The following is a 24,542-nucleotide window of genomic DNA, read 5'->3' on the forward strand; positions in this document are numbered from 1 at the left end:
CAACACCAAACAGACTCAGGCAAAGTCGAACAGTAAGGGGGCACAGAGCTCAACACAATGGGTCGGGAGAACACAGCCGGGACGACAGAGGCGGCGCGTAACCCCGCCGGCCGGGACGGCCCCTGACCATGCGTCAGGCCGACGCGTGGAGGACGGGCGCCGTGCGGCGTGGGCGGGGCCGTCGCGAGGCGGACGCGCGGGTGCGGTGTCCGCCTCGCGGGGCCGTGGGAGGGGGTGTCAGGCGGTGAAGTGGTGCGTGCCGGAGGCGACCCGGTAGACCGCGCAGCCGTCCTCCTGGCGCAGGAACGTCCCGTGCGAGTGGGTCACCGTCTCCGGAGCGGCCGCGGGGATCCAGACCTCGGCGGTCGTGTTGGGCGGCACCGCGCAGGTCAGGGTGAAGCGGCCGGACCGCTGCCGCCACCGGGTGGAGACCGGGCCGTAGACCGAGGTGAAGCGGGCGGCGGCGGTGGTGACGGCGCCGCCCGGGCGGGGGCGGATGACGATCTCGCGGTAGCCGGGCCGGCCCGCCGCGATGCCGGCGATGTTCGCGTACATCCACTCCCCCACCGAGCCGTAGGCGTAGTGGTTGAACGAGTTCATGGCCGGGTCCTGGAAGCTGCCGTCGGGACGGATGGAGTCCCAGCGTTCCCACATGGTGGTGGAGCCGCGGTCGATCTGGTAACCCCAGCTGGGGAAGGTGCGCTGTTGCAGCAGCCGGTAGGCGACGTCGGTGTGCCCGGTGTCGGTCAGGACGGGCAACAGCCGGGGCGTGCCGAGGAAGCCCGTGGACAGGTGCCAGTCCCTGGCCTCGATCAGGGCGACGAGCCGGTCGGCGGCGGCCTTGCGCGACGCGTCGGGCAGCAGGTCCATCGACAGCGCCAGGACGTAGGACGTCTGCGTGTCGCCCTTCACCCGGCCGTCGGAGGTGACGTAGGCGCTCTGGAAGGCCGACCGGATCCGCTCGAAGAGGTCGCGGTAGGTCGCGGCGTCCGCGTCCGCGCCGAGTTCCGCCGCCATCTTGGCCGCGAGGTCGGCGCTGTGCGCGAAGTACGCGGTGGCGATGACGTCCTTGGGGGTTTCGTCGTCGACGTTCAGCCAGTCGCCGTACCCTTCGGCGGGGCGCAGCAGCCGGTCGCTGTGCTGTTCCAGGTACGTCAGCCAGTCCCGGACGGACGGCAGGGCGTCCGCGATGACCTGGCGGTCCCCGTAGGCCTGGTAGAGCGCCCAGGGCACGGTCACGCCTGCGTCCCCCCAGCCGGCGGTGCCGTTGCCGAGGCCGCCGACCACCGGCGCCACGTCGGTGAACGAACCGGCGGAGGTCCGCGAGTCCCGCAGGTCGACGAGCCACTTGGACAGGAACCGGGCCGACTCCATGGTGTAGGCGGCGGTGGGCGAGAAGACGTTGATGTCTCCCGTCCAGCCCAGCCGTTCGTCGCGCGCGGGAGTGTCGGTGGGTACGGAGAGGAAGTTGCCGCGCTGCCCCCAGGTGATGTTGTGGTGCAGTTGGTTGAGCATCGGCACGTCGGTCTCGAAGTCGAGGGTGAAGGGGGCGTCCGTGTGCATGACGCGCCCGGTGACGGCCTGCGCCGTGGGGGTGCCGGGGAATCCGGTGACCTCGACGTAGCGGAAACCGTGGAAGGTGAAGCGCGGCTCGTAGACCTCCTCCCCGCCGCCCTTGAGCGTGTACGTGTCCGTGGCCGCCGCGCTCCGCAGATTCGCGGTGTAGAGCGTGCCGTCGGGGTTGAGCACCTCGGCGTGTCTGAGCCGGACGGTCGTGCCCGCGGCGCCCGACACCCGCAGCCGTACGGAGCCGACCATGTTCTGCCCCAGGTCGAACACGTAGACCCCGGGGCTCGGCTGGGTCACCTCCTTCGGTGTCAGCTCCCGCTCCACCCGGACCGGCCCGTCCACCTGCGCGACGATCAGCCCGGGGCCGGCCTCGCCCTCCGCGCGCACGGCGAGCCAGTCGCCGTCGTCGAAGCCGGGTGAGGTCCAGCCGGGGGTCTCCTTGCGGGCGTCGTAGGTCTCGCCGTTCAGCAGGTCGGCGGCGACGATCGGCCCGGCGGCGGCCCGCCAGTCGGTGGACGACGTGACGCGCTCGCTCGTGCCGTCCGCGTACTCGACCTCCAACTGCGCGAGCAGCGACGGGTGTTGGCCGTACTGGCCGGGCCCGAACATGCCCACGTTGCCCGCGTACCAGCCGGGCGCCAGGTGGGCCCCGATGGCGTTGGCGCCGGGGCGCAGGAGCGCGGTGACGTCGTAGGTCTGGTACTGGACGCGGGTGCGGTAGTCCGTCCAGCCGGGCGCGAGCTGGTCGTCGCCCACGCGGCCGCCGTTGAGGTGGGCCTCGTACAGGCCGAGCGCCGTGGCGTACAGACGGGCGCGGGACACCTTCTTGCGCGGGAGCCGGAACTCGTGCCGCAGCCGGGTGACGGCGTACGACACCGGCACGACCCTGCCCCACGGCCCGCCGCCCCACGCGGCGGCCACCCTGGCGGCGGGCCAGTCCCCGTCGTCGAACCCCGGCTCCCGCCAGCCGTCGGCCGGTTGCGTGTCCGTGGTCCTCCAGGCGGCGTCGGTGAACACCTTCTGCTCGCCCGAGGCGGTACGCACCACGAGGACGGCGACGAGTCCCGCCGGGCCCTCGGTCGCGTTGGTGGCCGAGATGGCGATAACGTTGTCGCCTGCCCGCACCCGGTCCAGTACGTCGATCACGGCCGGGCGGCGCCAGTCCTCGTTGTCGGTGTCGAGGTCGGTGTGCGCCACCTCGACCCCGTTCACGGAGACGGCGTACACGTTGTCCGCGGTGATGGCGAGCGTCGCCGCCGTGATCCCGGCGGGCAGTTCGGCGGTGCGGCGGAACCAGCGGGTGGCCGCCGGCACACTGCTCGCCGGGTCGCCCTCGGGGAACCAGATCCACGAACCGCCCTCGAAGGACGGGGCGTCGGTGAGGCTCGCCGGTGCGGAGATCCAGTCGGCGGTCCACTGCCCGGCGCCCATGAGCCCGGTCTCCCACCACGAGGGCTCGCTCCAGCCGGAGACCCGGCCCTCGCCGTCCCACACCCGCACGGACCAGTGGTAGCGCGTCCGGGACTTCAGCGCGGGGCCCGCGTACGGCACGAGGACGGACTCGCCGGAGACGACCTTCCCGCTGTCCCAGACGTCCGGGCGGGCCAGCCCCGGGGCGGTGGTGGCGACACGGACCTGGTAGGCACTCTGCCGCTCGCCCACCCCGCCGGAGACCAAGGGCCAGCTCAACCGGGGATGTGGGGTGTCGAGGCCGAGGGGGTTGCGGACGTACTCCACGGTCGGACCGGTGACGCTCAGCCCGTCACCCGTCGTGCGCGTCCGCGTCAGTCCTTGCGCCTGGAGCTGTCCGGATGCCGACGCGTCCGTCACCGATACGCCGTCGACGGCTGCCGCCGCGACCGCGGCGGCAGCGCCCGCGAGAATGTTCCTCCTGCTGATCACCTGCGACTCCTCACTCACACGAATGGGATGAACCGGCGATTTGAATCGATTCAAATCGGAGGGGCGTGGGTAACGTAAAAGCCGGGTGGGACGGGGGTCAATCGTCGTGCAGGCAATTTAGTGACTGGGGTGGTTCGGGGGCACCGCGAGGGCGAGCGGTACGCAAGGCGGGGGGCCGGGGTGATTGAACGGTTTCATTCGGAGAACCGCGAGGCCACGAGACCGAGTCCGGGTCCGCGCCGGCCTCGACGACCTCGACGGCCTCGTCGCCCGCTCGTCCCGGAACTGCGGGAACACGGCGGGCACCGCACCGGCGAGTCACACCGGCGGCACGCGGCGCGAACTCTCCGGTTCCACGGACGACTTGGCGACCCCGGACGCTTTGCTGAGGCAACTGCGCGACGCACCTCACCACCGCGCTCAAAGCGGCGCGGACGCCCCCCGGTCGAGTACGTCGTCGGCCGGGCAGCGACCGCGCAGGACGTAGCGTTCGGTGTAGGCCGCGACGGTGTCCAGGACCCTGGTGCTCACGCCCAGTCGGGGCAGGGCGTCCAGCGCCGCGGCGAAGCAGGTCACGGCGGCGCGCCTCAGTTCGGGGTCGGCGAGCCCGTGGCGTGCCGCGGCGGTCCACAGCGGATTGTGCGGTGGCGGGGCCCCGGCGGCCCGCTCGGCCAGGGGCGTCACGGCCCGGTTCGCGATCGCGGCGGCGTCCGGGTCGTCGAACAGGGCCGTCACCACCGCGAGCGGCACGATCCACCCGTCGTCGCCGGGCTGTGCGTCGATCATGCGCAGTTCCAGGTGGCCGCGCGGCCTGACCGGCGGAAACAGCGTGCTGATGTGATAGTCGAGGTCCGCGTGGGTCGGCGGGCGCATGGTGCGCGAGCGGGTCCACTCGCGAAAGCTCACGCCGTTCGGCACCTCCCAGGGGCCGTCCCGCCGTACGCACATCACCGGCGCGTCGAGGACCCGCCGGACCCAGGCGCGCCGCGGGTCGTGGGTCAGGGAGGGCCCGCCGGCCCGTCCCGGATCGAGTTCCGTCCACTTCAGCTGCCGCGTGGACAGCCAGCCCGTGGCGCGGCCTTCCATCATCGGCGAGTTCGCGAACGCCGCGACCAGGACCGCGCCGAGGTGGTGCGCCAGCCACCAGCGGCGCGCGAATCCCATGACGCCGGGTTCCTCCCGCCCGGCGTCGAGGCACACCTGGACGGAGGCCGACGTACACATCAGGGTGCGCCCGGCCGGGCCCGTACGGTCGAGGCACGCCTCCATCGCGTCGTAGCGGGGCTCCCGCAGGAACCGGCGAGGGGGCAGCCGGGGATCCACGCCCATGCCGGCCAGGGTCAGGCCGTGCTCGCGCAGTGCGGTGCGCACCGCCGCCAGATCCGCGGAGACCTCCGAGACGCAGGCGCCCAGCGACGGAGCCGGCTGTGAGCTCAGCTCCACCTGACCGCCGGGCTCGACACTCAGCCCGGACCTCAAGGGGAGGGTTCGCAGGTCGGCGTGGGCCGCTGCCAGCTCCCGGCTCCTCACAAAGTCGTGCGGCGCACGCTCCCGGTGGACGAGCCATTCCACCTCGACGCCGACGCTGCGCGGCGGGCCCGTCTTGAAGCAGATCCCCTCGACCAGCGCCTCCGCCTCGTGTTCGCGAAGGGCAGGACCATCGATGCCGCACTCCGGTGAAACCGACATCCGGGAGCCTCCTGAGCCGCCTCAGGGCCGTCGGGGATCCGACGTCCGCCACGCGTACCGCCGTGCCTGCTGCCAGAGTCCGCCGTCCCGCCCTGTCATGACAAGGGCGCACTTTCCCCACAACCGCCGCCGGTGTCCCGGCGTACCTTCTGCCGGACGCGCGTGTCCCGGCCGTGTTCGTGGTGCTCCAGCATGCGCAGCCGGGCCGCCTCGGCGTCCCCGTCCCGGATCGCCTCGGTGATCGCCCGGTGTTCGGCGAGGGTCGCGCCGAAGGCGTCCTCGACCGTGCGGGTCTGCCAGGGCGCGCTGGTCTTCACCTGCGCGTCGACGGTGTGCAGCAGCGAGGAGACGGTGGTGTTGCGGGCGGCGGCACGTACGGACGAGATCCGCTCCCTCGCCGTCGGCCGACGGCCGCCCGGAACGGAAACCGGTCCATCGCGCGCGTCAAGGGGTGGCGCGGGGCCGGTCGCGCGGGTGGGCACACGGCGCCGGGGGGTGAGCGGCGCGCTGGCGCCCTCGCCGTGATGTGCCTGGCGAACGAAAACGTCGATCGCCCTGGAGGGGACCGGGGCCCGGACCGCTGCGGGACGGCCCCGTGTGCCGAGGTCGCTGGCCGGCTTCGGTCTCACTGCGCCGATGGGGCCCGGCTGTCGGGCGACACGCCAGAACCCATCTCGGTGTGGCCGCCCCCGGCTCGGCGCGGTGCGTCCAGACGGCTTCGATGGTCGTCTCCCGTCAGCTGCGCCGCTGCTCCGAAAGGGCCTTGCCGAAGTGGGTGACGGGGCGAGCCACCCGCTCGCCGTCGATGGTGATGTCGACGGCCTCGTTGTAGAAGGCGAGAAGCCCCCGGACGGCGCCGACCGCGGGCAGCGGGTCCGGGTAGCTCCAGACGACATTGGGCGGAACGTCGCCCTCGCCGCGCCAAGACCAGTACTCGGCGGTGCCCTTGTACGGGCAGCCGGTGTGATGGCCGGTGGCTTCGAGCAGGTCGAGGCGGACGTCCTCGCGCGGAATGTAGTAGCGGGTGGGCAGGCCGGTCTCGAAGAGCAGGACCGGCCGGCGGGTGTCCGCGACGACCGTGCCGTCGATCTCGACGACGAGATGCCGGCTGCTGGGGATGGCGTCCACCCGCTTGTGCGGGTCACGGGGGTGGACGAAGATCTCTTCCTCCTCCTCGTACCAGTGGTCGAGGCCCCGCCCGACGCGCCGGAACCACTCGAAGGCGATGTGGTCGGCGAGGTCGGCGGCGGGGAAGGTCCAGGCGGCGTTCTCCAGCAGTTCGCCGTCGACCTGGAGGTCGTAGAAGATCCGCGAGCCGGTGTGTGTACCGGTCGGCGGGTTCTTCGCGGGACGCAGGAGTTCCTCGCGTACCTCCGCGCGCGGGAACGCGTACAGGGGTACGGGAACACCGGGCTCCCAGACGAGGACGGGGTGACGGCTGTCGACGACCGTGACGTCGCCCTTTCGGCCGCGCACCCAGCGCTCGCTGGGCTCCCACAGGAGCCCCTCGGGGGTGGTCCGCACGGCCTGTGCAGTGGGGAACGCGGTCATGGGCGGCTCTCCTTCGGCTGGTTCACGCGGTGACTTCGGCGGCGGGGGGCGGTTCGCCCGCCAGGCCGCGAACTGCTGCTTGAGGCGGCCGAGGACCCGCAAGGATTCAACGATCGTGGGCCTGTGCGAGTGCCAGAAGACGCCGCCGACGCGGAGGTCGAGGGACGCATGCCGCTGGTACGCGGACCCCGCAGCCGCGCGTCGCGCGGCGAACGGATCGCGGAGCTCCGGGCCACGGGGCACCCGCCCAGGCGCCCGCGACGCAGGGACGGTCATGAGTGATCACCCACTCCCTCACGAGGATTCGAAAACGGTCCGGATATCCGTCCCGTCCATGTGGCACTTACATCGTCAGCACCGGGCGGGCTGTGGCACTAAATGAGTCAGGTTTCACACCTGCGGCTATGCTCTGCGGATGAGAGCCGACGCAGCACGCAATCTGGAGGCCGTTCTGACGACCGGGGCCCGTATGCTCGCCGCCGACCCGGGCGCGAGCATCGCCGCGATCGCCGCCGCGGCCGGTGTCGACCGGCGCACCGTCTACCGGCGGTTCGCGTCCCGCGACGAACTGCTGGCGGCCATCTACGACGCGCGGTACGACGCGGTCGAGCGGGCCGTCGAGCACGCCAGGCTGCGGGAGGCCCCGGTCGCCGTGGCGCTGCACCGGTACGTCGAGGAGATCATCGACGTCAATCGCAGGTGGCCCGTGGAGCTCACCCGGCTGCGGGCCGACGACGCGATCCGCGGGCGGCGCGACGCCCTGGTCCGGGAGGTCGACGACTTCCTGCGGCGGGCCACCGACGAAGGGCTGCTCCGCGACGACCTGCCCCTGGCGTGGGCGAGTTCACTGCTGCCGCAGCTCACGCACCTGGCGTCACAGCAGTTGCCCGAACTCACCGCGGCCCAGGCCGCCGACACGGTCGTCGACACCTTCCTGCGGGGGCTCGGGGCGCGGTGACCGCCGCGGGGGTTGTGGTGCGCCCGGGCGTCTGATTGGGTACCGCGCGACGGAACAGGGGGGACCGGCGTGGACCAGACGGCACGGCAGGACGCCCGAGGGGCGCTGCCCGCAGGGCTGGGGCGGGCGATACGGCAGACCGCCGCCGACATCGCGGCCGTGCTCGACGGCGTCGTCGACACGCGTACCGCCGTACCGGGATCGCAGTGGACGGTCGGCGAGGCGGCGGCCCATCTGGCGCTGGCCAACGAGCTGATGGCCGACCTCGCCGAGGGCCGGGAGCGCCCGTACGGGGACGGTACGCCGCAGAGCCTGGCGGCGGCCAACGCCGCGTCGCTGGACGGGTTCGCGGAGCGCCGGGCGGCACCGCTCGCGACGATGATCACCGAGCAGGCGGAGCGCTGCGCCGACGCGCTGGCGGCAAGGGCCGACGGCCCGGCTCCCCTGACTCCGCTCGGCCCCATGGACCGGTCCGTCCTCGCCTCCTATCTGCTCACCCACATGCTGGGGCACGGCCACGATCTGGCCCGGGCGCTGCGGCGCCCGCACATGATCGACGCCGAACGGGTCGCGTGGTGCATGCCGTTCATGCTCCGGGTGATGCCGGCCGTGGCGGACGGCTCGGCCACCGCCGGTCTGACCGCCCGCTACACGATCCGGCTGCGCGGGGGCGGCGGCGCCTTCGGCATCACCCTCGCGGACGGCGCCGTACAGGTGACACCGGAACCGCGCGACCGCCCGGACTGCACGATCCTCATCGATCCGGTCGGCTTCCTGCTCATCGCCCTCGGCCGCCGCAACCCGTGGCTGGCGACGGCCCGGGGGCAGGTGCTCGCCTACGGACGCAAGCCCTGGCTCGCGCCCCGCTTCCCCACCCTTTTCGTCGCGCCCTGACCTCGCGTCAGCAGGCCGGCCCGCGCACCCTGGAGCCGCGCCTCGCAAAGGCGCCGCGGGACATCCGCCCGGCCGGGGCGGTGCACGGCGCAGTGGACGCCCCCGGCGCCGCCGTCTCCTGCCCCGCGGACGCCCAGGCGCCATCCCCCGTCCGGCCCAACGCCGCTCGGCCACAAGAGGCGAGCAGGCGTGACCGGTGTGACCGTGGTGGAAGGTATGGGCGCGCGCACGGATCCGAGGAGGCTGCATGGCCGAGGGACTGGTCGACGGCAGAGCGTCCCGCGCTGCCCTGGTGGACGGCTCCGGCCGCCCCGCACCGACCTTCGAACGGATGAGTGCCGTCGCCGACGCCGTGCTCTACGAGGGCTACCTCCTCTACCCCTATCGGCGGTCCTCGCCGAAGAACCGTGCCCGCTGGCAGTTCGGGGTCCTCTTCCCCCGGGACTGGGTGGAGGCCGACGGTCCGGTCAGACCGGGGGTGTCGGGTTCGGCGGACTCCTGGTACCAGCAGACGGAGTGTCTGGTGCGGGTGGGCCGGCCGGACGCGGCCGTACGGCTGCGGGTGCGGGTGCGGTATCTGCAGGTGCAGCACAAGCAGGTCGAGGACGGTGACGGGCGGCCGGTCGAGTCACTGACCTGTGCCGACGGGACCGTGCACCTGACCTTCGAGGAGGCGGTGGCGCGCGAGGCCGACATCGAGGTCGCGCTGGAAGAGGGCGAGCACAGGTTCGCGGTCGGGTCCCCGGCCGGCGCCGACGCGCGGGAACTGCCCTCCGGCGCGGGGCGGATCGTGCGGCGCCGGGAGGAAGTACGGGCGAGTACCGTCCTGGTGGCCGAGCGGCTCGGCGCGGACCTGTTCCGGCTCCGGGTGCGGACCGCGAACGAAGGGCGTGTCGGGGATCGGCGGGTCTCGCGCGACCGGGCCCTGCGGCACGCGCTCATCGCGACCCACACCCTGCTCGGCGTCGAGGGCGCGGAGTTCGTCTCCCTGATCGACCCGGGCCCGGCCCTCCGGGAGGCCGCCCGGAACTGCCGCAACGACTTCACCTTCCCGGTGCTCGGCGGTGCTCCCCCCGCCGCCGCCCCCGAGGACGGCTCGGCGTCCGCCCTGCTGCTCTCCTCGCCGATCATCCTCCCCGACCATCCGCAGGTGGCGCCGGAGAGCCCGGGGGATCTGCACGACGCAGGCGAGATCGACGAGATCCTCACCCTGCGCACCATGCTGCTGACGGAGGAGGAGAAGCGGGAGGCCCGGGCGACCGATCCGCGGGCCGCCGAGATCCTCGACCGGGTCGACACCATGCCACCGGAGGTCTTCGAGCGGCTGCACGGCGCCATCCGCTCCCTCAGCCCGCTCGGCGAAGCCTCAGCTGGCGAAGCCTCAGGAGCCCGAGCCTCGGCAGCCGAAGCCTTCGTCAGCGAAACCTCGGCTGCGGAGTCCTTCGTCAGCGAAGCCTCGGCCGACGACGGCTCCCTCGGCGCACGGTCCGTCGGCGACCGCTCCCGCACCGAACGTCCCGCCTGGTGGCAGGAGGGCGGCGACGACGGGTTCTCCCCGGCCACCGACACGGTGCGGCTCGGCGGGGTACGGGTGGGCGGTGGCAGCCCGGTGCGGCTGCGCCCGCGCGGAAGAGGCGCCGACGCCCAGGACATGTTCCTGGCCGGCCGGACCGCGACCGTGGCCGCCGTCTTCCACGACGTGGACGGCAGTACCCATCTCGCCGTCACCGTGGACGACGATCCGGCGGCCGAACTGCACGGCTGGTACGGCCGTTTCCACTACTTCCGGCCCGACGAAGTCGAGCCGCTCGGGGGCACCGACGTCCCGGATCCAGCGGCGGCTGCCGAGCCGTCGCCGGGACCCACTCCATCGGAGGCCTAGCGCATGAGCACCAGCAAGAACGGCACCACGGCCGTCAGCGGCGAACCCGGCCGCACCGGCGGCGAGCACCAGGGGTTCGACGAGATCACCATCCTCTGGATCTCCGAGGGCATGAGCTGCGACGGCGACACCGTCTCCGTGACCGCGGCCGACCAGCCCTCCATCGAGGACGTGGTCCTGGGTCTGATCCCGGGGATCCCGAAGGTCAACCTGGTCAACAAGGTGCTCTCGCCGAGCCTGGGCGGCGAGGACTTCCTCGCGCCGTACCGGGCGGCCGCGCGGGGCGAGCTGGAGCCGTTCATCCTCGTCATCGAGGGCTCCATCCCGAACCAGAACATCATCGAGGGCGACGGCTACTGGACGTCCTTCGGCAACCACCCGGAGACCGGTCAGCCGCAGACCCTCAACGAGTGGATCGACGAACTGGCGCCCAGGGCCTGGGCGGTGGTGGCCATCGGAACCTGCGCCACCTTCGGCGGCATCCACGCGATGGCCGGCAACCCGACCGGCGCCATGGGCCTCGCGGACTATCTGGGCTGGGACTTCAAGTCGCGGGGCGGGCTGCCGGTGGTGAACGTCCCGGGCTGCCCGGTCCAGCCGGAGAACTTCATGGAGACCCTGATCTGGGTGCTCTACCACGCCGCCGGCACCGCTCCCCCGCCGCCGCTGGACCACATGCTGCGACCGCAGTGGCTGTTCGGCAAGACGGTCCACGAGGGCTGCGACCGCGCCGCCTACTACGAGCAGGCGACCTTCGCGACGGACTACAACTCGCCCAAGTGCCTGGTCAAGACCGGCTGCTGGGGCCCGGTCGTGAACTGCAACGTGCCCAAGCGGGGCTGGATGGCCGGCATCGGCGGCTGTCCGAACGTCGGCGGTATCTGCATCGGCTGCACCATGCCGGGCTTTCCGGACGCTTTCATGCCGTTCATGGACGAGCCGCCCGGCGGCACCCTGTCCTCGCTCGTGATCAAGCCGTACGGGGCGGTCATCCGCCGGCTGCGCGGCTTCACCAACGAGCTGGTCAACCACGAGCCGAAGTGGCGCCACAACAAGCGCAAGCTCACCAGCGGCTACGCCCCGCGCTGGCGCCCCTGACGCGCCCAGCCCCTCCCGCCCCACGTCCCCCCACAGCAAAGGTCAGCGAGCCGATGACAACAGAGGCCCGGCACAAAGGGCGCAAACCCCAGCAGATCGTGGACATGTCCTGGGATCCGATCACCCGGATCATCGGAAACCTGGGCATCTACACGAAGATCGACTTCGCCAACCGGGAGGTGGTGGAGTGTCACAGCACCTCCTCCCTCTTCCGCGGCTACTCCGTGTTCATGAAGGGGAAGGACCCGCGCGACGCGGGCTTCATCACCTCCCGCATCTGCGGCATCTGCGGTGACAACCACACCACCTGCTCCGACTACGCCCAGCAGATGGCGTACGGAGTGAAGCCGCCGCCGCTCGCCGAGCACATCGTCAACCTCGGCGAAGCGGCCGAGTACATGTTCGACCACACGATCTTCCAGGACAACCTGGTCTTCGTGGACTTCTGCGAGCAGATGGTCAAGGCCACCAACCCGAGCGTGCTGGCCCGCGCGCAGAAGACCGACGCGCCGCGCGGTGGCATCCACGGCTACCGGACCATCGCGGACATCATGAAGGCCTTCAACCCCTTCGAGGGCGAGGTCTACAAGGAGGCCCTGAAGGTCTCCCGGACCACCCGCGAGATGTTCTGCCTGATGGAGGGCCGCCATGTGCACCCCTCCACGCTCTATCCGGGCGGTGTCGGCACCATGCCGCAGCCGACCGCGTTCACCGACTACCTCAGCCGGCTGATGCACGTCATCGACTTCGTGAAGAAGGCCGTCGCCATGAACGACGACGTCTTCGACTTCTTCTACGAGGCGCTGCCCGGCTACGAGGAGGTGGGCAAGCGCCGTGTCCTCCTGGGCTGCTGGGGCGCGTGGCAGGACCCGAAGGTCGTCGACTACCGGTACGAGAACATGGACCGCTGGGGGAAGGCCATGTACGTCACCCCGGGCATCGTGGTCGACGGCGAACTGGTCACCAACAACCTGGTCGACATCAACCTGGGCCTGAGGATCATGCTGGGCTCCTCGTTCTACGAGGACTGGGTCAACGAGGACCCGTTCGTCACCCACGACCCGCTCGGCAACCCCGTCGACATGCGCCATCCGTGGAACCAGACCACCCTCCCGGTGCCGCAGAAGCGGGACTTCGAGGGCAACTACAGCTGGGTGATGAGCCCGCGCTGGTTCGACCAGCGCACCGGCGACCACCTGGCCCTGGACACCGGCGGCGGCCCGCTGGCCCGGCTCTGGACGACCGCGCTCAGCGGCATCGTCGACACGCCGTACATCAAGGCCACCGGCACCAGTGTGCGGATCTCCCTTCCCAAGGGGGAGACGCTGCCGGAGACCACGCTGGAGTGGAAGATCCCGAAGTGGTCCAACACCATCGAACGCGACCGCGCCCGGCCGTACTTCGTCGCCTACGCGGCCGCCATGGCCCTTCAGTTCCTGGACGAGGCGATGGGTCTGGTCCGGTCCGGCGACACCAAGGTGTTCGAGAACTTCGAGGTGCCGGACGAGGCGATCGGCTGCGGCTTCCACGAGGCGGTGCGCGGGGTGCTCTCGCACCACCTGGTGATCAAGGACAAGAAGATCGCCAACTACCATCCGTACCCGCCGACCCCGTGGAACGCCAGCCCCCGCGACAAGTTCGGCACCCCGGGCCCGTACGAGGACGCCGTCATGGGCCAGCCGGTCTTCGAGGAGAACGGCCCGGACGACTTCAAGGGCGTCGACATCATGCGCACGGTCCGCAGCTTCGACCCCTGTCTGCCGTGCGGTGTCCACATGTACACGGGCAAGGGCAAGACCCTCAGCGTCACGCACTCGCCGGTGTACGGGGCGAACCATGGCTGACGGACGGCTCGACGGCCCGGCGGTCGAGGCCCGGCTGGCCCGGCTCGACGCGCTGCTGGAGAGCCTGGAGTCCGCGCCCGGCCCGACCGGCGGCTCGGCCGTCGAAGCGGTACGGCTGCTGACCGAGGTCTACGGCGAGGCGCTCGCCCGGGTCCTCGACCACGCGGACACGCAGGTCGTCCGGCACCTCGCCGACGACGAGCTCCTCGACCACCTGCTGGTCCTGCACGACATCCATCCCGACCCGCCCGAGCTCCGGGCCGCCCGCGCGGTCGAGCGGCTGCGCCCCGCCGTGCGGGAACGCGGCGGTGACGTGGAGTGGGCCGGTGTGCAGGACGAGGTGGGCCGGGTGCGGCTGGCCACGGGCGGCGGCTGCGGCTCGGGGTGCGGCGGAGGTGCCACGGAGGTGACCGACGCCGTCCGGGAGGCGGTGCTCGCGGCGGCTCCCGAGCTCGCCGACGTGCAGCCGGTGCCCGAGGCCCCGGCGCCCGCCTTCGTCCCCCTGGCCTCCCTGCGCCGGCCGCAGGAGGCCCGGTGACGACCGACGGAGCCCTGGCCCGCCTCATCCGTTCCGCGGCCGACCGGCAGCCGGCGGCCGGGGCGGAGGTGTGCGACCTGTGCGCCGCCCCGGTCTGCGAGGACCATGCGCATCTGTACGACACCGGGCGGGCCGAGGTCCGCTGCGCCTGCCGGGCCTGCTCGGTGCTGTTCGCCGACACCCGGCACGGCGCCGGCGCCGAAGACGGCCAGTTCCGGCTGATTCCCACCCGCCGGGTCCGCCTCCCGAAGGTCGACACCGCGGCCCTCGGCGTCCCGGTCGGGCTGGTCTTCTTCGTGCCGCGCGCCGACGGCTCGGTCACCGCCGAGGGGCCGAGCCCGGCGGGCGCCATGCGCTGGGAGGTGTCGGCGGCGGCCTGGCAGCGGGCGGTCGCGGGCTGCCCGCCCCTCGCCACCATGACAGCCGACGTCGAGGCACTGCTGGTCAACACGGTGCACGGCCTCGACCACCACTGGATCGTCCCGGTCGACGACTGCTTCCGCATGCTCGCCGTCGTCCGCCGGGAGTGGCGCGGCCTGTCCGGCGGCGGCCGGATGTGGCCGGCCGTGGAACGTTTCTTCGAGGAGCTCACCGAGCGGCCCTGAGCCGAGCGGCCTCGAGGAACGGCAACACAGAAAAGCCCAGGAAGGAGAGACCCCATGGGCAGCATCAGAGTCGGCCGCGCCCAGGCGAGGCCCGACACGCCGTCCCACGTGCGCGGCATGCACCAGGGCAACCAGGGTCCGTACCGGAAGCAGGCAGGACACCACCCGGACGGCACCGCCGACGCGCGGCGCTCGACCAACATCGACTGGAAGCGGCACGACGTGCTGCTGGACGTCATGCCGAACATCCCACCCGGATGACACCGAACAGAAGGTGCCCGCTATGAAGATCCAACGCAAGAGAACAGGTACGGCGGTCCAGCGCGTCCTGGCCGCCGAGGTCGCCGTGGTGGGCGGCCTGCTTCTGGCGCTGTTCGTCGCCGAGATCCCCAGCGTGATGCGCGAGATGAAGATCTGGCGGATCGCCGGCGGGCTCCGCGCCGGACACCGGTATCCGTGAGCCGGTCGTGCACGAACTGTCGATCGCGGCCGCGATCGTGGAGCAGGCCGACGAGTGGGCCCGGGCGGACGGCGCGGACCGCGTCCTCGCGGTGACCGTCCGGGTCGGCGAACTGTCCGGGGTCGTCCCCGACGCCCTGGACTTCGCCTTCGAGGTGGCCCGCGACGGCACCGCCCTCGCGGGCGCCCGGCTGGTGGTCGAGCAGGTGACCGCGCGGGCCTGGTGCGGGCCGTGCGCCGAGGAGTTCGCGGTGGGCATGCCGCCGTTCTTCTGGTGCCCGCGCTGCGACCGGCCCTCCACCGAGCTGCGCAGCGGCCGGGAGCTGGAGATCACGGCGGTCGAATGACCTGGCCGGTGCCCCGGATCGTCCTGGGCACCGGCCAGGTCACCGCGCTGTCGTCAGCAGATCCGGGGCAGTTGCTCCCCCAGCGGAAGATCGACGACCCGGGTGCCGCCGAGGCCGGTCGCCACGACCACCATGCCGGGGTGCTCGGTCACGCACTCGCCGACGACCACCGCGCCCGCCCCCTGCGGATGGGCGCGCATCGCCGCGAGCACGGCCTCCGCCTCCGTCGGCGGCACGAAGGCGACGAGCCGCCCCTCGTTGGCGACGTACAGCGGGTCGAGGCCGAGGAAACCGCAGGCGGCCGCGACCGCGTCCGGCACCGGAATCGCGCGCTCGGCCAGTCGTACCCCTGTTCCCGAGGCGCGGGCGATCTCGTTGAGCGACGCGGCCAGACCGCCGCGGGTCGGGTCGCGCAGGACGTGGATGTCGGGGGTGACGTCCAGCATGGTCGCCACCAGGTCTGCCAGCGGCGCGGTGTCGCTGGCGATCTCGACGCCGAACTCCAGCCCCTCGCGCACGCTCAGCACGGCGACGCCGTGCAGCCCGATCGGCCCGCTGACGATGACGGTGTCGCCGGGCCGGGCCCGCTGCGGCCGGATGTCGACGCGTTCGGGGACCAGGCCGACGCCGGCGGTGGTGACGTACACCCCGTCGCCGTGCCCGGCCTCGACCACCTTGGTGTCGCCGGTGGCGATCGTGACACCGGCCGTCTCGGCCGCCGCGCCCATGGCCCGCGCGACGCGTTCGACCACGGTCAGCTCGACGCCCTCCTCCAGGACGAAGGCGGCGGAGAGGTAGGCGGGCCGGGCACCGCTCATCGCCAGGTCGTTGACCGTGCCGTTGACGGCGAGGTCGCCGAGGCAGCCACCGGGGAAGAACAGCGGCCGTACGACGTAGGAGTCGGTGGAGAGGGCCAGGCGGGCGCCGCCGAGTTGGACGACGGCGGAGTCGGTCAGCCCCGCGAGGAGGGCGTTGCCGTAGGCGGGGGCGAAGATCTGCTCGATCAGCTCGGCGGAGAGGGCGCCGCCTCCGCCGTGGCCCATCAGCACGACCGGCTGGTCGCGGATCGGCGCCGGGCAGCTCCAGTTCGCGGGGTCGACGACGGTCTGCTCAGCCAACGGGGTTCATCTCCTCGCGCGGGCGCGCCGGTTCGGACATCCGGCGGTAGAGGTGGTACGCGGCGCAGGCGCCCTCGCTGGAGACCATGGTGGCGCCGAGCGGGGTGCGCGGGGTGCAGGTGGTGCCGAAGGCCGCGCAGTCGGTGGGTTTGATGAGCCCTTGCAGGACCTCGCCGGCGCGGCACTCGGCGGGTTCCTCGGTGCGGATGCCGGTGACGTCGAAGCGGTGTTCGGCGTCGAAGGCGCGGTAGGCCTCGTTCAGCCGCCAGCCGCTGCCGGGGATGCGGCCGATGCCGCGCCAGGAGCGGTCGGTGACCTCGAAGACCTCCTCGATCATGCGGATGGCGGCGGGGTTGCCGTCGGGGCGCACGGCGCGGGCGTAGGCGTTCTCCACCCGGTGCTCGCCGCGCTCCAGCTGGCCCACCGTGCGGCGGATGCCCTCCAGGATGTCGAGCGGTTCGAAGCCGGTGACGACGACGGGGACCCGGTGCCGTTCGGCGAGTTCGGGGTACTCGGCCATGCCCATGACGCTGCACACGTGCCCGGCGGCCAGGAAGCCCTGCACCCGGCAGGTGGGGGCGGCCATGATGGCCTCGATGGCCGGCGGGACCCGGACATGGGAGACCAGCAGGGTGAAGTTGGTCAGGCCGAGGCGCCTGGCCTGGTGGACGGCCATGGCGTTGGCGGGTGCGGTGGTCTCGAAGCCGATGGCGAAGAACACCACCTGCTTGTCCGGGTGGCGCCGGGCGAGCTGGAGCGCGTCGAGCGGGGAGTAGACCACCCGGACGTCGCCGCCCTCGCCCCTGACCCGGAACAGGTCCCGGTCGGTGCCGGGGACCCGGAGCATGTCGCCGAACGAGCAGAAGATCACGTCGGGGCGGGCGGCGATCTCCAGTGCCTTGTCGATGCACTCCAGCGGGGTGACACAGACCGGGCAGCCCGGCCCGTGGATCAACTCCACCTCATCCGGGAGGAGTTGGTCGATCCCGTGCCGGATGATCGAGTGGGTCTGGCCGCCGCACACCTCCATCAGGGCCCAGGGGCGGGTGGCGGTGGCCCGGATCTCGTCCAGCAGCCGGCGCGCCAGCGCGGGGTCGTTGAACTCGTCGAGGTACCTCACCGGGCCTCGCTCCCTTCGGCCTGCTGAGCGGCCTGCTGCCAGGCGTCGCCGAACTCCTCTTCGAGCAGCCCGAGTTCCTCGAAGAGCTTGAGGGAGGCCAGGGCCGACTCCTCGTCGAGTCGCTGCAGGGCGAAGCCCACGTGGACGATGACGTACTCGCCGACCTCGACGTCCGACACGTACTCCAGACACGCCTGCTTGCGCACCCCGCCGAAGTCGATCAGGCCGGTGAGCGGATCGGAGGTGTCGTCGATGCTCACGACCCTGCCGGGCACTGCCAAACACATGGGTCACTCCGTCTCGTCGCTTGCTGTCTTGCGTCGGCCGCCGGCGGACCGCTGTCCGTGGGCCGCGACCACCAGTTGCCCGAGGGCCAGTCCGCCGTCGTTCGGCGGGACTTCGCCGTGCCGCAGGACCGTGAATCCGGCGCCGCGCAGCAGGTCCGCGCTCGCGTCTTCGAGGAGCGCGTTGGCGAAGACGCCTCCGGTGAGCGCGACGGTGTTCAGTCCGGTGCCGCGGCGCGCGCCGCGGCAGAGGTCCAGGACCGCCTCGGCGACCCCGCGGTGGAAGCGGGACGCGATCACCGGCACCGGGGTGCCGCGCCGCAGGTCGGCAATGATCGCGCGCAGGACGGGGGCCGGGTTGAAGCGGTCGCCGAAGGGATACGCCGCGAAGTCCTCGCCCCAGGCCGCGCAGGCCTGCGCCTCCAGCTCCAGGGCGGCCTGGGCCTCGTACCCGGCTCGGTGGCACACGCCCGCGAGGGACGACACGGCGTCGAAGAGGCGCCCCATGCTGGAGGTGGCCACGCAGCCGACCTGGCTCGACAGCTGCCGTGTCAGCAGCTGGAGTTCTTCCCGGGAGCAGGCGGCGACGCTCGGCAGGTCGGGGTCCCAGCGCAGTCCGGCCGCCCACAGTCTGGCCAGTGCCGTCCGGCACGGGTTGGCGACGCCCGCGTCCCCGCCGGGCAACGGGGCCGGGGCGAGGTGGGCGAGGCGCCGGCAGCGGGTGTAGTCCGCGACCAGCACCTCGCCGCCCCACACGGTGCCGTCGTCGCCGTAGCCGGTGCCGTCGAAGGCGACGCCGATGACGGGTGTGCTGCCGTCCAGGCCTGCCTCGGCCATCGCGGAGGCGATGTGGGCGTGGTGGTGCTGGACGAACACCGGCTTGCCGAGGCCGAGTCGGGTGGCCCGGCGGCGGGCCCAGGCGGACGAGTGGTAGCCCGGGTGGCGGTCGGCGGCGACGACTTCGGGGCTGACCCCGGTCAGCCGGCGCACGTGCCGTTCCGCCTGGACGGCCGCCTCCAGGGTGGTCAGGTCGCCCATGTCGCCGATGTGCGGCCCGAGCCAGGCCAGGTCGTCCTCGCCGACGCACAGCGCGTTCTTGAGGTCGCCGCCGACCGCGAGCGCGGGGCGCACGGGGACCGGCAGGCGCAGCGGACGCGGCGCGTATCCGCGGGAGCGGCGCAGGACCTGCTCGGTGCCGTCGGCGCGGACCCGCAGCAGAGAGTCGTCGCAGGGTGAGGCGATGGGCCGGTCGTGGGCGAGCCAGGCGTCGGCCAGTCCGGACAGCCGGGTCAGCGCCTCGTCGTCGTCCGTGACGATCGGCTCGCCCGACCGGTTGCCGCTGGTCATGACCAGGACGCGGGGGCCGGGTGGGTCGCCGGGGAGGCCGAAGAGGAGGGTGTGGACGGGCGTGTAGGGCAGCATGACGCCGAGGTGCGGGCTGCCGGGACAGACGCCGGGCGCGAGCGGGGCGGCGGGGCGGGGGCGGAGCAGGACGATGGGGCGCCGGGGGCTGGTCAGCGCGGCCCGCTCGGCCGTGCCGACCTCGGCGATCCGCTCCGCCTCGCCGAGGTCCGCGCACATCACCGCGAACGGCTTGTCGCCCCTGGCCTTGCGGGTGCGCAGGGTGTGGACGGCCCTGGCGGCAAAGGCGTCGCAGGCCAGGTGGTAGCCGCCGACGCCCTTCACGGCGACGATCCGTCCGGCGGCGAGCAGCTCCCGCGCCCGTGCGAGGGCGTCACCGTCGCGGACGGCTTCCGTCCCGCTGCCCGCGGCGGGCACCAGCCGCAGCCGGGGCCCGCAGTCCGGGCAGGCCAGCGGCTGGGCGTGGAAGCGGCGGTCGGCCGGAGCCTCGTACTCCCGGGTGCAGGCGGGGCACATGGGAAAGCCGGACATGGTGGTGACCGCGCGGTCGTACGGCATGCCGGTGGCGATGGTGAAGCGGGGCCCGCAGTGGGTGCAGGTGATGAAGGGGTGGCGGTGCCGGCGGTCGGCCGGATCGGCCAGTTCGCGCAGGCAGTCGGCGCAGGTGGCGGTGTCGGGCGGGAGGAGGGTGCGGCCCGGGGCCGACTGTTCGGTGGCGCGGATGCTGAAGCCGGGGTCCGCCCCGGTGGCCGGTACCTCCTCGACGGCCACGGCGGTCACGGTGGCCAGCGGCGGCGGCTCGCCGGCCAGCCGCTCGCAGAACCGTTCGACGCCGGCCGCCGCTCCCTCGACCTCGATGAGCACCCCGCTCGCCGTGTTGCTGACGAACCCGGTGAGTGCGAGGTCGGCGGCCAAACGGTGGACGTAGGGGCGGAAACCCACGCCCTGCACGGTGCCGCGCACCGTGACGCGTCGGCGGACCGCCGCCGTCGTGGTGGTGGGCGCGTTCACGAGGCGGTGGGGGCGTGGACGTGACCCTGCGGGTGCGGGGCGAGCGGCGGCCGGTGGGCCGGGGCACCGTCGCGTACGGCGAGCACCCGGTCGAGGACCGTGTCGACGCCCTCGCCGGTACGGGCACAGGAACGGACGATCTCCACCCCCGGGTTGACCCGCCCGACATGCCCGGCGAAGGCGGTCTCGTCGAAGCCGGCCGGCCCGGCGAGGTCGGTCTTGGTGAGCACGACCAGGTGCGCGGAGCCGAAGGCGGTGGGGTACTTCGACGGCTTGTCCTCGCCCTCGGTCACCGCCATCAGCACGATCCGCAGATGCTCGCCGAGGTCGTAGGAGGCCGGGCAGACCAGGTTGCCCACGTTCTCCACGAACAGCAGCGCGGTGTCCGGCGGCAGCCAGCCCTCCAGATGGCCGCGGACCTGCCGGGCCTCCAGGTGGCACAGCCCGTCGGTCAGCAGCTGCTTCACCGGCGCTCCCGAACGGGCCAGCCGCTTCGCGTCGTTCTCGGTGGCGAGATCGGCGGTGAAGGCGGCGACGGCCACGCCCCGCTCCCCCGCCCGCGCCAGCACCCGGGCGAGCAGTTCGGTCTTGCCGCTGCCGGGGCTGGAGAGCAGGTTCACCACCCCGACCCCCCGTGCGGCCAGGTCGCCGCGCAGGCTCGCGGCCAGACCGTCGTTCCTGGCCAGGACGGCCCGGGTCACCTCCTCCGACTGACACATGGGCACTCCTCGGTCGCTGGGCCGGCGGGACGGACCGGGGGGCACGGGCGGATCCGCGTCCTGGTCCGCTGGTGCTGGGGCCGGGAAGGTCTGCCGGAGAGCTCGCGGCGTCCGGTGCGGTACATCGCGGGGCGGAGCATCGCCCGCGTACTGGATGTACTCGGGTGACGCGACAACGCGGCGAGGTGCCGGGCCGGGCGTCGCGAGCCGGTGAACCTTTCCGGTCGCAGCACTAGCGATCCTGCGCGCCGGTGGCGGCTCTCGGCGGGCGACCGGCCGCGGCGGGGGCCGCGGATTCCTCCGGGCGGGCCAACGCGGGCGTGGCCAGGGGGTCGGCGAGCAGGGCCGGGACCAGGGTGTGCAGGGCCGCGACGGCGCGTTCGACCGCGTCCCGGACGGGTGCGCTCAGGCCGGGGGCGATGTCCTCGTCGCCGCGTGGCGGCTCCCCGGGCTCGCAGGCGAGCAGGAGAACGCGGGGCAGCGGCTCGTCGCCGAGGTGGGCGGCGAGGGCGAGCACCTTGGCCGGGTCCATGCCGTGCGCCCCGGGCGGGGCGGCCGGGCGGCCGTCGGGGAGTCCGGGCTCGACCAGGGAGAGGGTGCCCGGGCGTTCGCCGCGTACGGCCGCGTCCACGAGCACCACCACCGGCCAGCCGTCGAGCAGGGTGTAGGCGAGGTCCATGCCCCGGATGCCGTAGTCCCGGACCTCTGCCCCGGGCGGCAGCGGGCGCTGCGCCAGGGCGCGGATCACCTCCGGGCCGAAGGCGTCGTCGCCGAGGAAGATGTTGCCGACGCCCGCCACCAGCAGCCGCGTCACCGGGCACCGCCCGGCACCCCGCGGACGAAGTCGGAGCGCAGCGAGTGGTAGGCGGCGGCGGGGTCGAAGAACAGGGCGCGCATCCGGGCGAGTTCGTCGCCGCGGTACTCGGCGAGCGGCCGTTCCTGCTCGTCGGCCCGGCGCGCCGCGGCCTTGGCGGCGATGCGGGGAGCGAGGTCGGGCGAGCCGGCGAGGGCGGCGGCGAGCCGCTCGGTCTCGGCGGTGAAGCCCTGCGCGGGGACCGGCACCAGCCGGTCGACGAGCCCGATCCGGGCGGCCGTCGCGGCGCTCACCGGCCGGGCCTGTTCCGTCAGCCGCCGGGCGGTGTCCGCGCCGACGCGGCGCGGCAGCGAGTACGTCCAGAACTCCGAGCCGTACAGGCCCATCCGCCGGTAGTGCGGGTTGAGCACGGCACCGGCGCGGCACCAGACCTCGTCGGCGGCGAGGGCGAGCATGGCACCGCCGGCCGCCGCGTTCCCGCCGAGCGCGGCCACGACGAGCCGGTCGGTGGTCCGCAGCACGGCCTCGACCAGGTCGTCCATGGCGTTGAGGTTGGTCCAGGACTCCTCGGCGGGGTCCGGGGCGGCCTCGATGACGTGGAGATGGATGCCGTTGGAGAAGAAGTCGCGGCGGCCGCCGAGCACCAGGACCCGGGTGGGCCGGGCGAGGGCGTACCGGTAGGCGGCCAGCAGGCGCCGGCAGTGGCCGGTGCTCATCGCGCCGCCGGGGAAGGAGAAGGTGAGGAGGCCGACGTCGCCGTGCTGCCGGTAGCGGATGTCGGTCCAGGTGCGGCGGTCCGCGGGCAGTTCCAGCGGGACCGGGCTCTCGGGGAGGTCCGGGGCGGCGAGGACGTCGGTGGCGGGGCGGCGGAAGGGGGCCCGGTCGCCGGAGTTCCTGCGGGGGCGCAGTTCCGGGATCCAGACGGCGCCGTCACGGGTGGCCCGGCAGACGCCGCCCGCCCGGGTCGCCAGCACCTCCCCTGGCTCCCCCCGCAGTCGGTCCTCGGGGTGACCGCCGTGCAGGAACACCTCACGGCCGAGGAGTTCGTCCAGCACCCCCGGCCGCGAGTCGGCGCCGCGCAGCTTGCGCAGCACCGTCGCGGTGTCGTCGGCCGCCCAGTCGATCCGGCGCCGCTCCTGCCGGAAGACGTCCCGCCAGACGACCTGCCCGTGGATCGCGGGATCGCTCTGCGGCCGCGGCTTGTAGGAGCCGTCCGCGTACCGTCGTACGGCCTGGTGGACGGCGGTGAGGGCGGCGTCGGCCAGCTCGCCGCGGTAGAGGTCGCTCTTGCCGACCGGCGCCACCGGGAACGGCTCGCTCGCCCAGACCGCGCCCGCGTCCATGGCCGCCTCGGCCTGGAGCACGGTCACCCCCCACTCGGCCGCCTCATCGGCGATGGCCCAGTCGAGGGCGGAGGGGCCCCGGTCGCCGGGCGGTCCCGGGTGCACGATCAGACAGGTGTGTCCCTGCCAGACGTCCTCGGGAAGCGCCGCCCTCAGCATCGGCGCGACGATCAGCTCCGGCCGCCGGTCCCGTACGGCGCCGCGGACGGCGTCGGGACCCTGGCCGGCGAGGACGACGTCCACCCGGTGGCCGAGGTCGGACAGTTCGGCGTAGACCCGCTGGGACAGGCTGTTGAACGCGCTCGCGACGAGCAGAATGTCCATGGTGCGGCATATTCGCCGGTTCAGCGGCTCCCGGAAAGGACCCGTGCGGCGTTTCGCCTGCCGTCCTGTGCCCGGCCGCCCTCCCGGCCCCGGAACGCCCACTCCATCCGGGGCTCCAGGACGCACCGGAAGACCCGGCGCACCGGCGGTGTGCACAGCAGGGTCACCACCACGGCGGCGACGAGGGTCGCCGTCACCGCGCCCAGCGGGCCGTGCATCCAGGCCGGGTCGTACCAGTGGGCGGGCTTGGCGCCCTGCACCACGAAGCCGTGCAGCAGATAGCCGTAGAGCGTGCCCGCGCCGAGGGCGGTGAACCAGGTGCGGCGGCCCGGGACCCAGGCGAGGAAGCAGGCGGCCAGCACCAGGGAGCAGCCGAAGGTGGCCAGGGTCATGACGGGCCCGTACCAGGCGGGCACGCCGAGCTGCTCGGCGCTGTCCCGGTGGAAGAACCAGCGGTACCCCAGGTGTGGCACCGACCAGTACGCCACGCCGAGGGCGCAGACGACCACGGGTACGGCGGCCGCCCGCACGCTCCACCGGCGCAGCAGGCCGAAATGCTCCGGCCGCAGGCACAGGCCGAGCACGAAGTACGGCAGGAACTGCAGGACCCGCTGGAGGTCGAGGTCGTTGCCGATGGACGACGACAGGCTCGCGAGCACGGCGATGACGAGCGCCACGGGCAGCGGCCACCGCAGCAGCCGCCAGAGGGGCGTCGTCAGCCGCCAGATGAACAGGGCCGCCAGGAACCAGGTCAGATACAGCGGGTCGAGCAGGCTGATCTCGCGGTCCGGGGCGTGGTCGCTCCACCGGGTGAAGAGGGTGTAGGCGACCTCGAACACCACGTAGGGCACGGCGACCCCGGTGACCAGCCGCCTGATGCGGGCCGGGCTCGCGTCGAAGCCGCGGGAGAAGTAGCCGGAGATGACGATGAACGCCGGCATGTGGAAGGCGTACACGAACGTGTAGAGCGCGGTGACGGTACGGCTGTCCGAGCGCAGCGGCTCCCAGGCGTGCCCGACGGCCACGAGCACGATCGCCAGGTACTTCGCGTTGTCGAAGTAGGCGTCGCGGCGGGCGGCCGGTGGGCCGCCGCGGGTGCCCGGGCCGGGGC

At 73.0% G+C, this 24,542-nt stretch carries 22 protein-coding genes; 10 read left to right on the forward strand and 12 right to left on the reverse strand.

Annotation, left to right across the window (positions count from 1 at the left end):
• Positions 1 to 237 precede the first annotated feature (237 nt).
• The 4 genes from AB0P24_RS13510 to AB0P24_RS13525 form a co-directional block, all read right to left on the reverse strand.
• Complete coding sequence (locus tag AB0P24_RS13510) at positions 238 to 3,471, reverse strand: alpha-L-rhamnosidase (protein ID WP_365793381.1); 3,234 nt, start codon at positions 3,469 to 3,471, stop codon at positions 238 to 240.
• 420 nt (positions 3,472 to 3,891) lie between these two features.
• Entirely contained in the window at positions 3,892 to 5,160 is a 1,269-nt protein-coding gene (egtA, locus tag AB0P24_RS13515) for an ergothioneine biosynthesis glutamate--cysteine ligase EgtA (RefSeq protein WP_365793383.1), read from the reverse strand.
• 95 nt (positions 5,161 to 5,255) lie between these two features.
• A complete protein-coding gene (locus tag AB0P24_RS13520) occupies positions 5,256 to 5,642 on the reverse strand; it encodes an FCD domain-containing protein (protein WP_365793385.1) in 387 nt (128 codons plus the stop codon).
• A gap of 253 nt (positions 5,643 to 5,895) precedes the next feature.
• The gene (locus AB0P24_RS13525; RefSeq protein WP_365793387.1) at positions 5,896 to 6,711 is read right to left on the reverse strand and encodes a DUF427 domain-containing protein; all 816 of its coding nucleotides are present in this window, start codon (positions 6,709 to 6,711) and stop codon (positions 5,896 to 5,898) included.
• A 469-nt stretch (positions 6,712 to 7,180) separates the two neighbouring features.
• Between AB0P24_RS13525 and AB0P24_RS13530 the strand changes: the two genes are divergently transcribed.
• From AB0P24_RS13530 to hypA, 10 genes are all read left to right on the forward strand, one after another.
• Positions 7,181 to 7,669, forward strand: coding sequence for a TetR family transcriptional regulator (locus tag AB0P24_RS13530; RefSeq protein ID WP_365793421.1), 489 nt, complete (start codon positions 7,181 to 7,183; stop codon positions 7,667 to 7,669).
• A 69-nt stretch (positions 7,670 to 7,738) separates the two neighbouring features.
• On the forward strand, positions 7,739 to 8,563 hold the full coding sequence (locus tag AB0P24_RS13535) for a maleylpyruvate isomerase family mycothiol-dependent enzyme (RefSeq protein ID WP_365793389.1): 825 nt from the start codon (positions 7,739 to 7,741) through the stop codon (positions 8,561 to 8,563).
• 247 nt (positions 8,564 to 8,810) lie between these two features.
• Positions 8,811 to 10,445 carry a hypothetical protein gene (locus tag AB0P24_RS13540; protein WP_365793391.1) on the forward strand — a complete coding sequence of 545 codons (1,635 nt, stop codon included), beginning with the start codon at positions 8,811 to 8,813 and terminating at the stop codon, positions 10,443 to 10,445.
• 3 nt (positions 10,446 to 10,448) lie between these two features.
• Positions 10,449 to 11,543: a hydrogenase expression protein HypE gene (locus AB0P24_RS13545; protein WP_365793393.1), complete on the forward strand. Its 1,095-nt coding sequence runs from the start codon at positions 10,449 to 10,451 to the stop codon at positions 11,541 to 11,543.
• Positions 11,544 to 11,596: 53 nt separating this feature from the next.
• A complete protein-coding gene (locus tag AB0P24_RS13550; protein WP_365793395.1) occupies positions 11,597 to 13,387 on the forward strand; it encodes a nickel-dependent hydrogenase large subunit in 1,791 nt (596 codons plus the stop codon).
• On the forward strand, positions 13,380 to 13,925 hold the full coding sequence (locus AB0P24_RS13555) for a NifU family protein (protein ID WP_365793397.1): 546 nt from the start codon (positions 13,380 to 13,382) through the stop codon (positions 13,923 to 13,925). The genes AB0P24_RS13550 and AB0P24_RS13555 overlap by 8 nt, the downstream gene beginning before the upstream one ends.
• Complete coding sequence (locus tag AB0P24_RS13560; RefSeq protein ID WP_365793399.1) at positions 13,922 to 14,530, forward strand: DUF5947 family protein; 609 nt, start codon at positions 13,922 to 13,924, stop codon at positions 14,528 to 14,530. The genes AB0P24_RS13555 and AB0P24_RS13560 overlap by 4 nt, the downstream gene beginning before the upstream one ends.
• 54 nt (positions 14,531 to 14,584) lie before the next feature.
• On the forward strand, positions 14,585 to 14,791 hold the full coding sequence (locus AB0P24_RS13565) for a hypothetical protein (protein ID WP_365793401.1): 207 nt from the start codon (positions 14,585 to 14,587) through the stop codon (positions 14,789 to 14,791).
• Positions 14,792 to 14,813: 22 nt separating this feature from the next.
• Positions 14,814 to 14,990, forward strand: a complete 177-nt coding sequence (locus tag AB0P24_RS13570; RefSeq protein ID WP_365793403.1) for a hypothetical protein — start codon at positions 14,814 to 14,816, stop codon at positions 14,988 to 14,990.
• 7 nt (positions 14,991 to 14,997) lie between these two features.
• Positions 14,998 to 15,336, forward strand: a complete 339-nt coding sequence (hypA, locus tag AB0P24_RS13575) for a hydrogenase maturation nickel metallochaperone HypA (protein WP_365793405.1) — start codon at positions 14,998 to 15,000, stop codon at positions 15,334 to 15,336.
• 53 nt (positions 15,337 to 15,389) lie between these two features.
• On the opposite strand, the gene hypE is transcribed toward hypA, so the two are convergent.
• The 8 genes from hypE to AB0P24_RS13615 all read right to left on the reverse strand — a co-directional run.
• Complete coding sequence (gene hypE, locus AB0P24_RS13580) at positions 15,390 to 16,379, reverse strand: hydrogenase expression/formation protein HypE (protein WP_365793423.1); 990 nt, start codon at positions 16,377 to 16,379, stop codon at positions 15,390 to 15,392.
• A gap of 67 nt (positions 16,380 to 16,446) precedes the next feature.
• Complete coding sequence (gene hypD / locus AB0P24_RS13585; protein ID WP_365793407.1) at positions 16,447 to 17,574, reverse strand: hydrogenase formation protein HypD; 1,128 nt, start codon at positions 17,572 to 17,574, stop codon at positions 16,447 to 16,449.
• A complete protein-coding gene (locus AB0P24_RS13590) occupies positions 17,571 to 17,861 on the reverse strand; it encodes a HypC/HybG/HupF family hydrogenase formation chaperone (protein ID WP_181803722.1) in 291 nt (96 codons plus the stop codon). The genes hypD and AB0P24_RS13590 overlap by 4 nt, the downstream gene beginning before the upstream one ends.
• 3 nt (positions 17,862 to 17,864) lie before the next feature.
• The gene (gene hypF, locus AB0P24_RS13595; protein ID WP_365793409.1) at positions 17,865 to 20,231 is read right to left on the reverse strand and encodes a carbamoyltransferase HypF; all 2,367 of its coding nucleotides are present in this window, start codon (positions 20,229 to 20,231) and stop codon (positions 17,865 to 17,867) included.
• Complete coding sequence (gene hypB / locus AB0P24_RS13600; RefSeq protein WP_365793411.1) at positions 20,228 to 20,950, reverse strand: hydrogenase nickel incorporation protein HypB; 723 nt, start codon at positions 20,948 to 20,950, stop codon at positions 20,228 to 20,230. The genes hypF and hypB overlap by 4 nt, the downstream gene beginning before the upstream one ends.
• Before the next feature lie 232 nt (positions 20,951 to 21,182).
• Complete coding sequence (locus AB0P24_RS13605; RefSeq protein ID WP_365793413.1) at positions 21,183 to 21,764, reverse strand: hydrogenase maturation protease; 582 nt, start codon at positions 21,762 to 21,764, stop codon at positions 21,183 to 21,185.
• Complete coding sequence (locus tag AB0P24_RS13610) at positions 21,761 to 23,431, reverse strand: enoyl-CoA hydratase-related protein (protein ID WP_365793415.1); 1,671 nt, start codon at positions 23,429 to 23,431, stop codon at positions 21,761 to 21,763. Before AB0P24_RS13610 ends, AB0P24_RS13605 begins: the two co-directional genes overlap by 4 nt.
• 20 nt (positions 23,432 to 23,451) lie before the next feature.
• Positions 23,452 to 24,542 (reverse strand): acyltransferase family protein (locus AB0P24_RS13615; RefSeq protein ID WP_365793417.1); only part of this gene is annotated, 1,091 nt, incomplete at its 5' end.

The sequence above is a fragment of the Streptomyces sp. NPDC086519 genome (assembly GCF_040686075.1).
GTDB lineage: Bacteria > Actinomycetota > Actinomycetes > Streptomycetales > Streptomycetaceae > Streptomyces > Streptomyces shenzhenensis.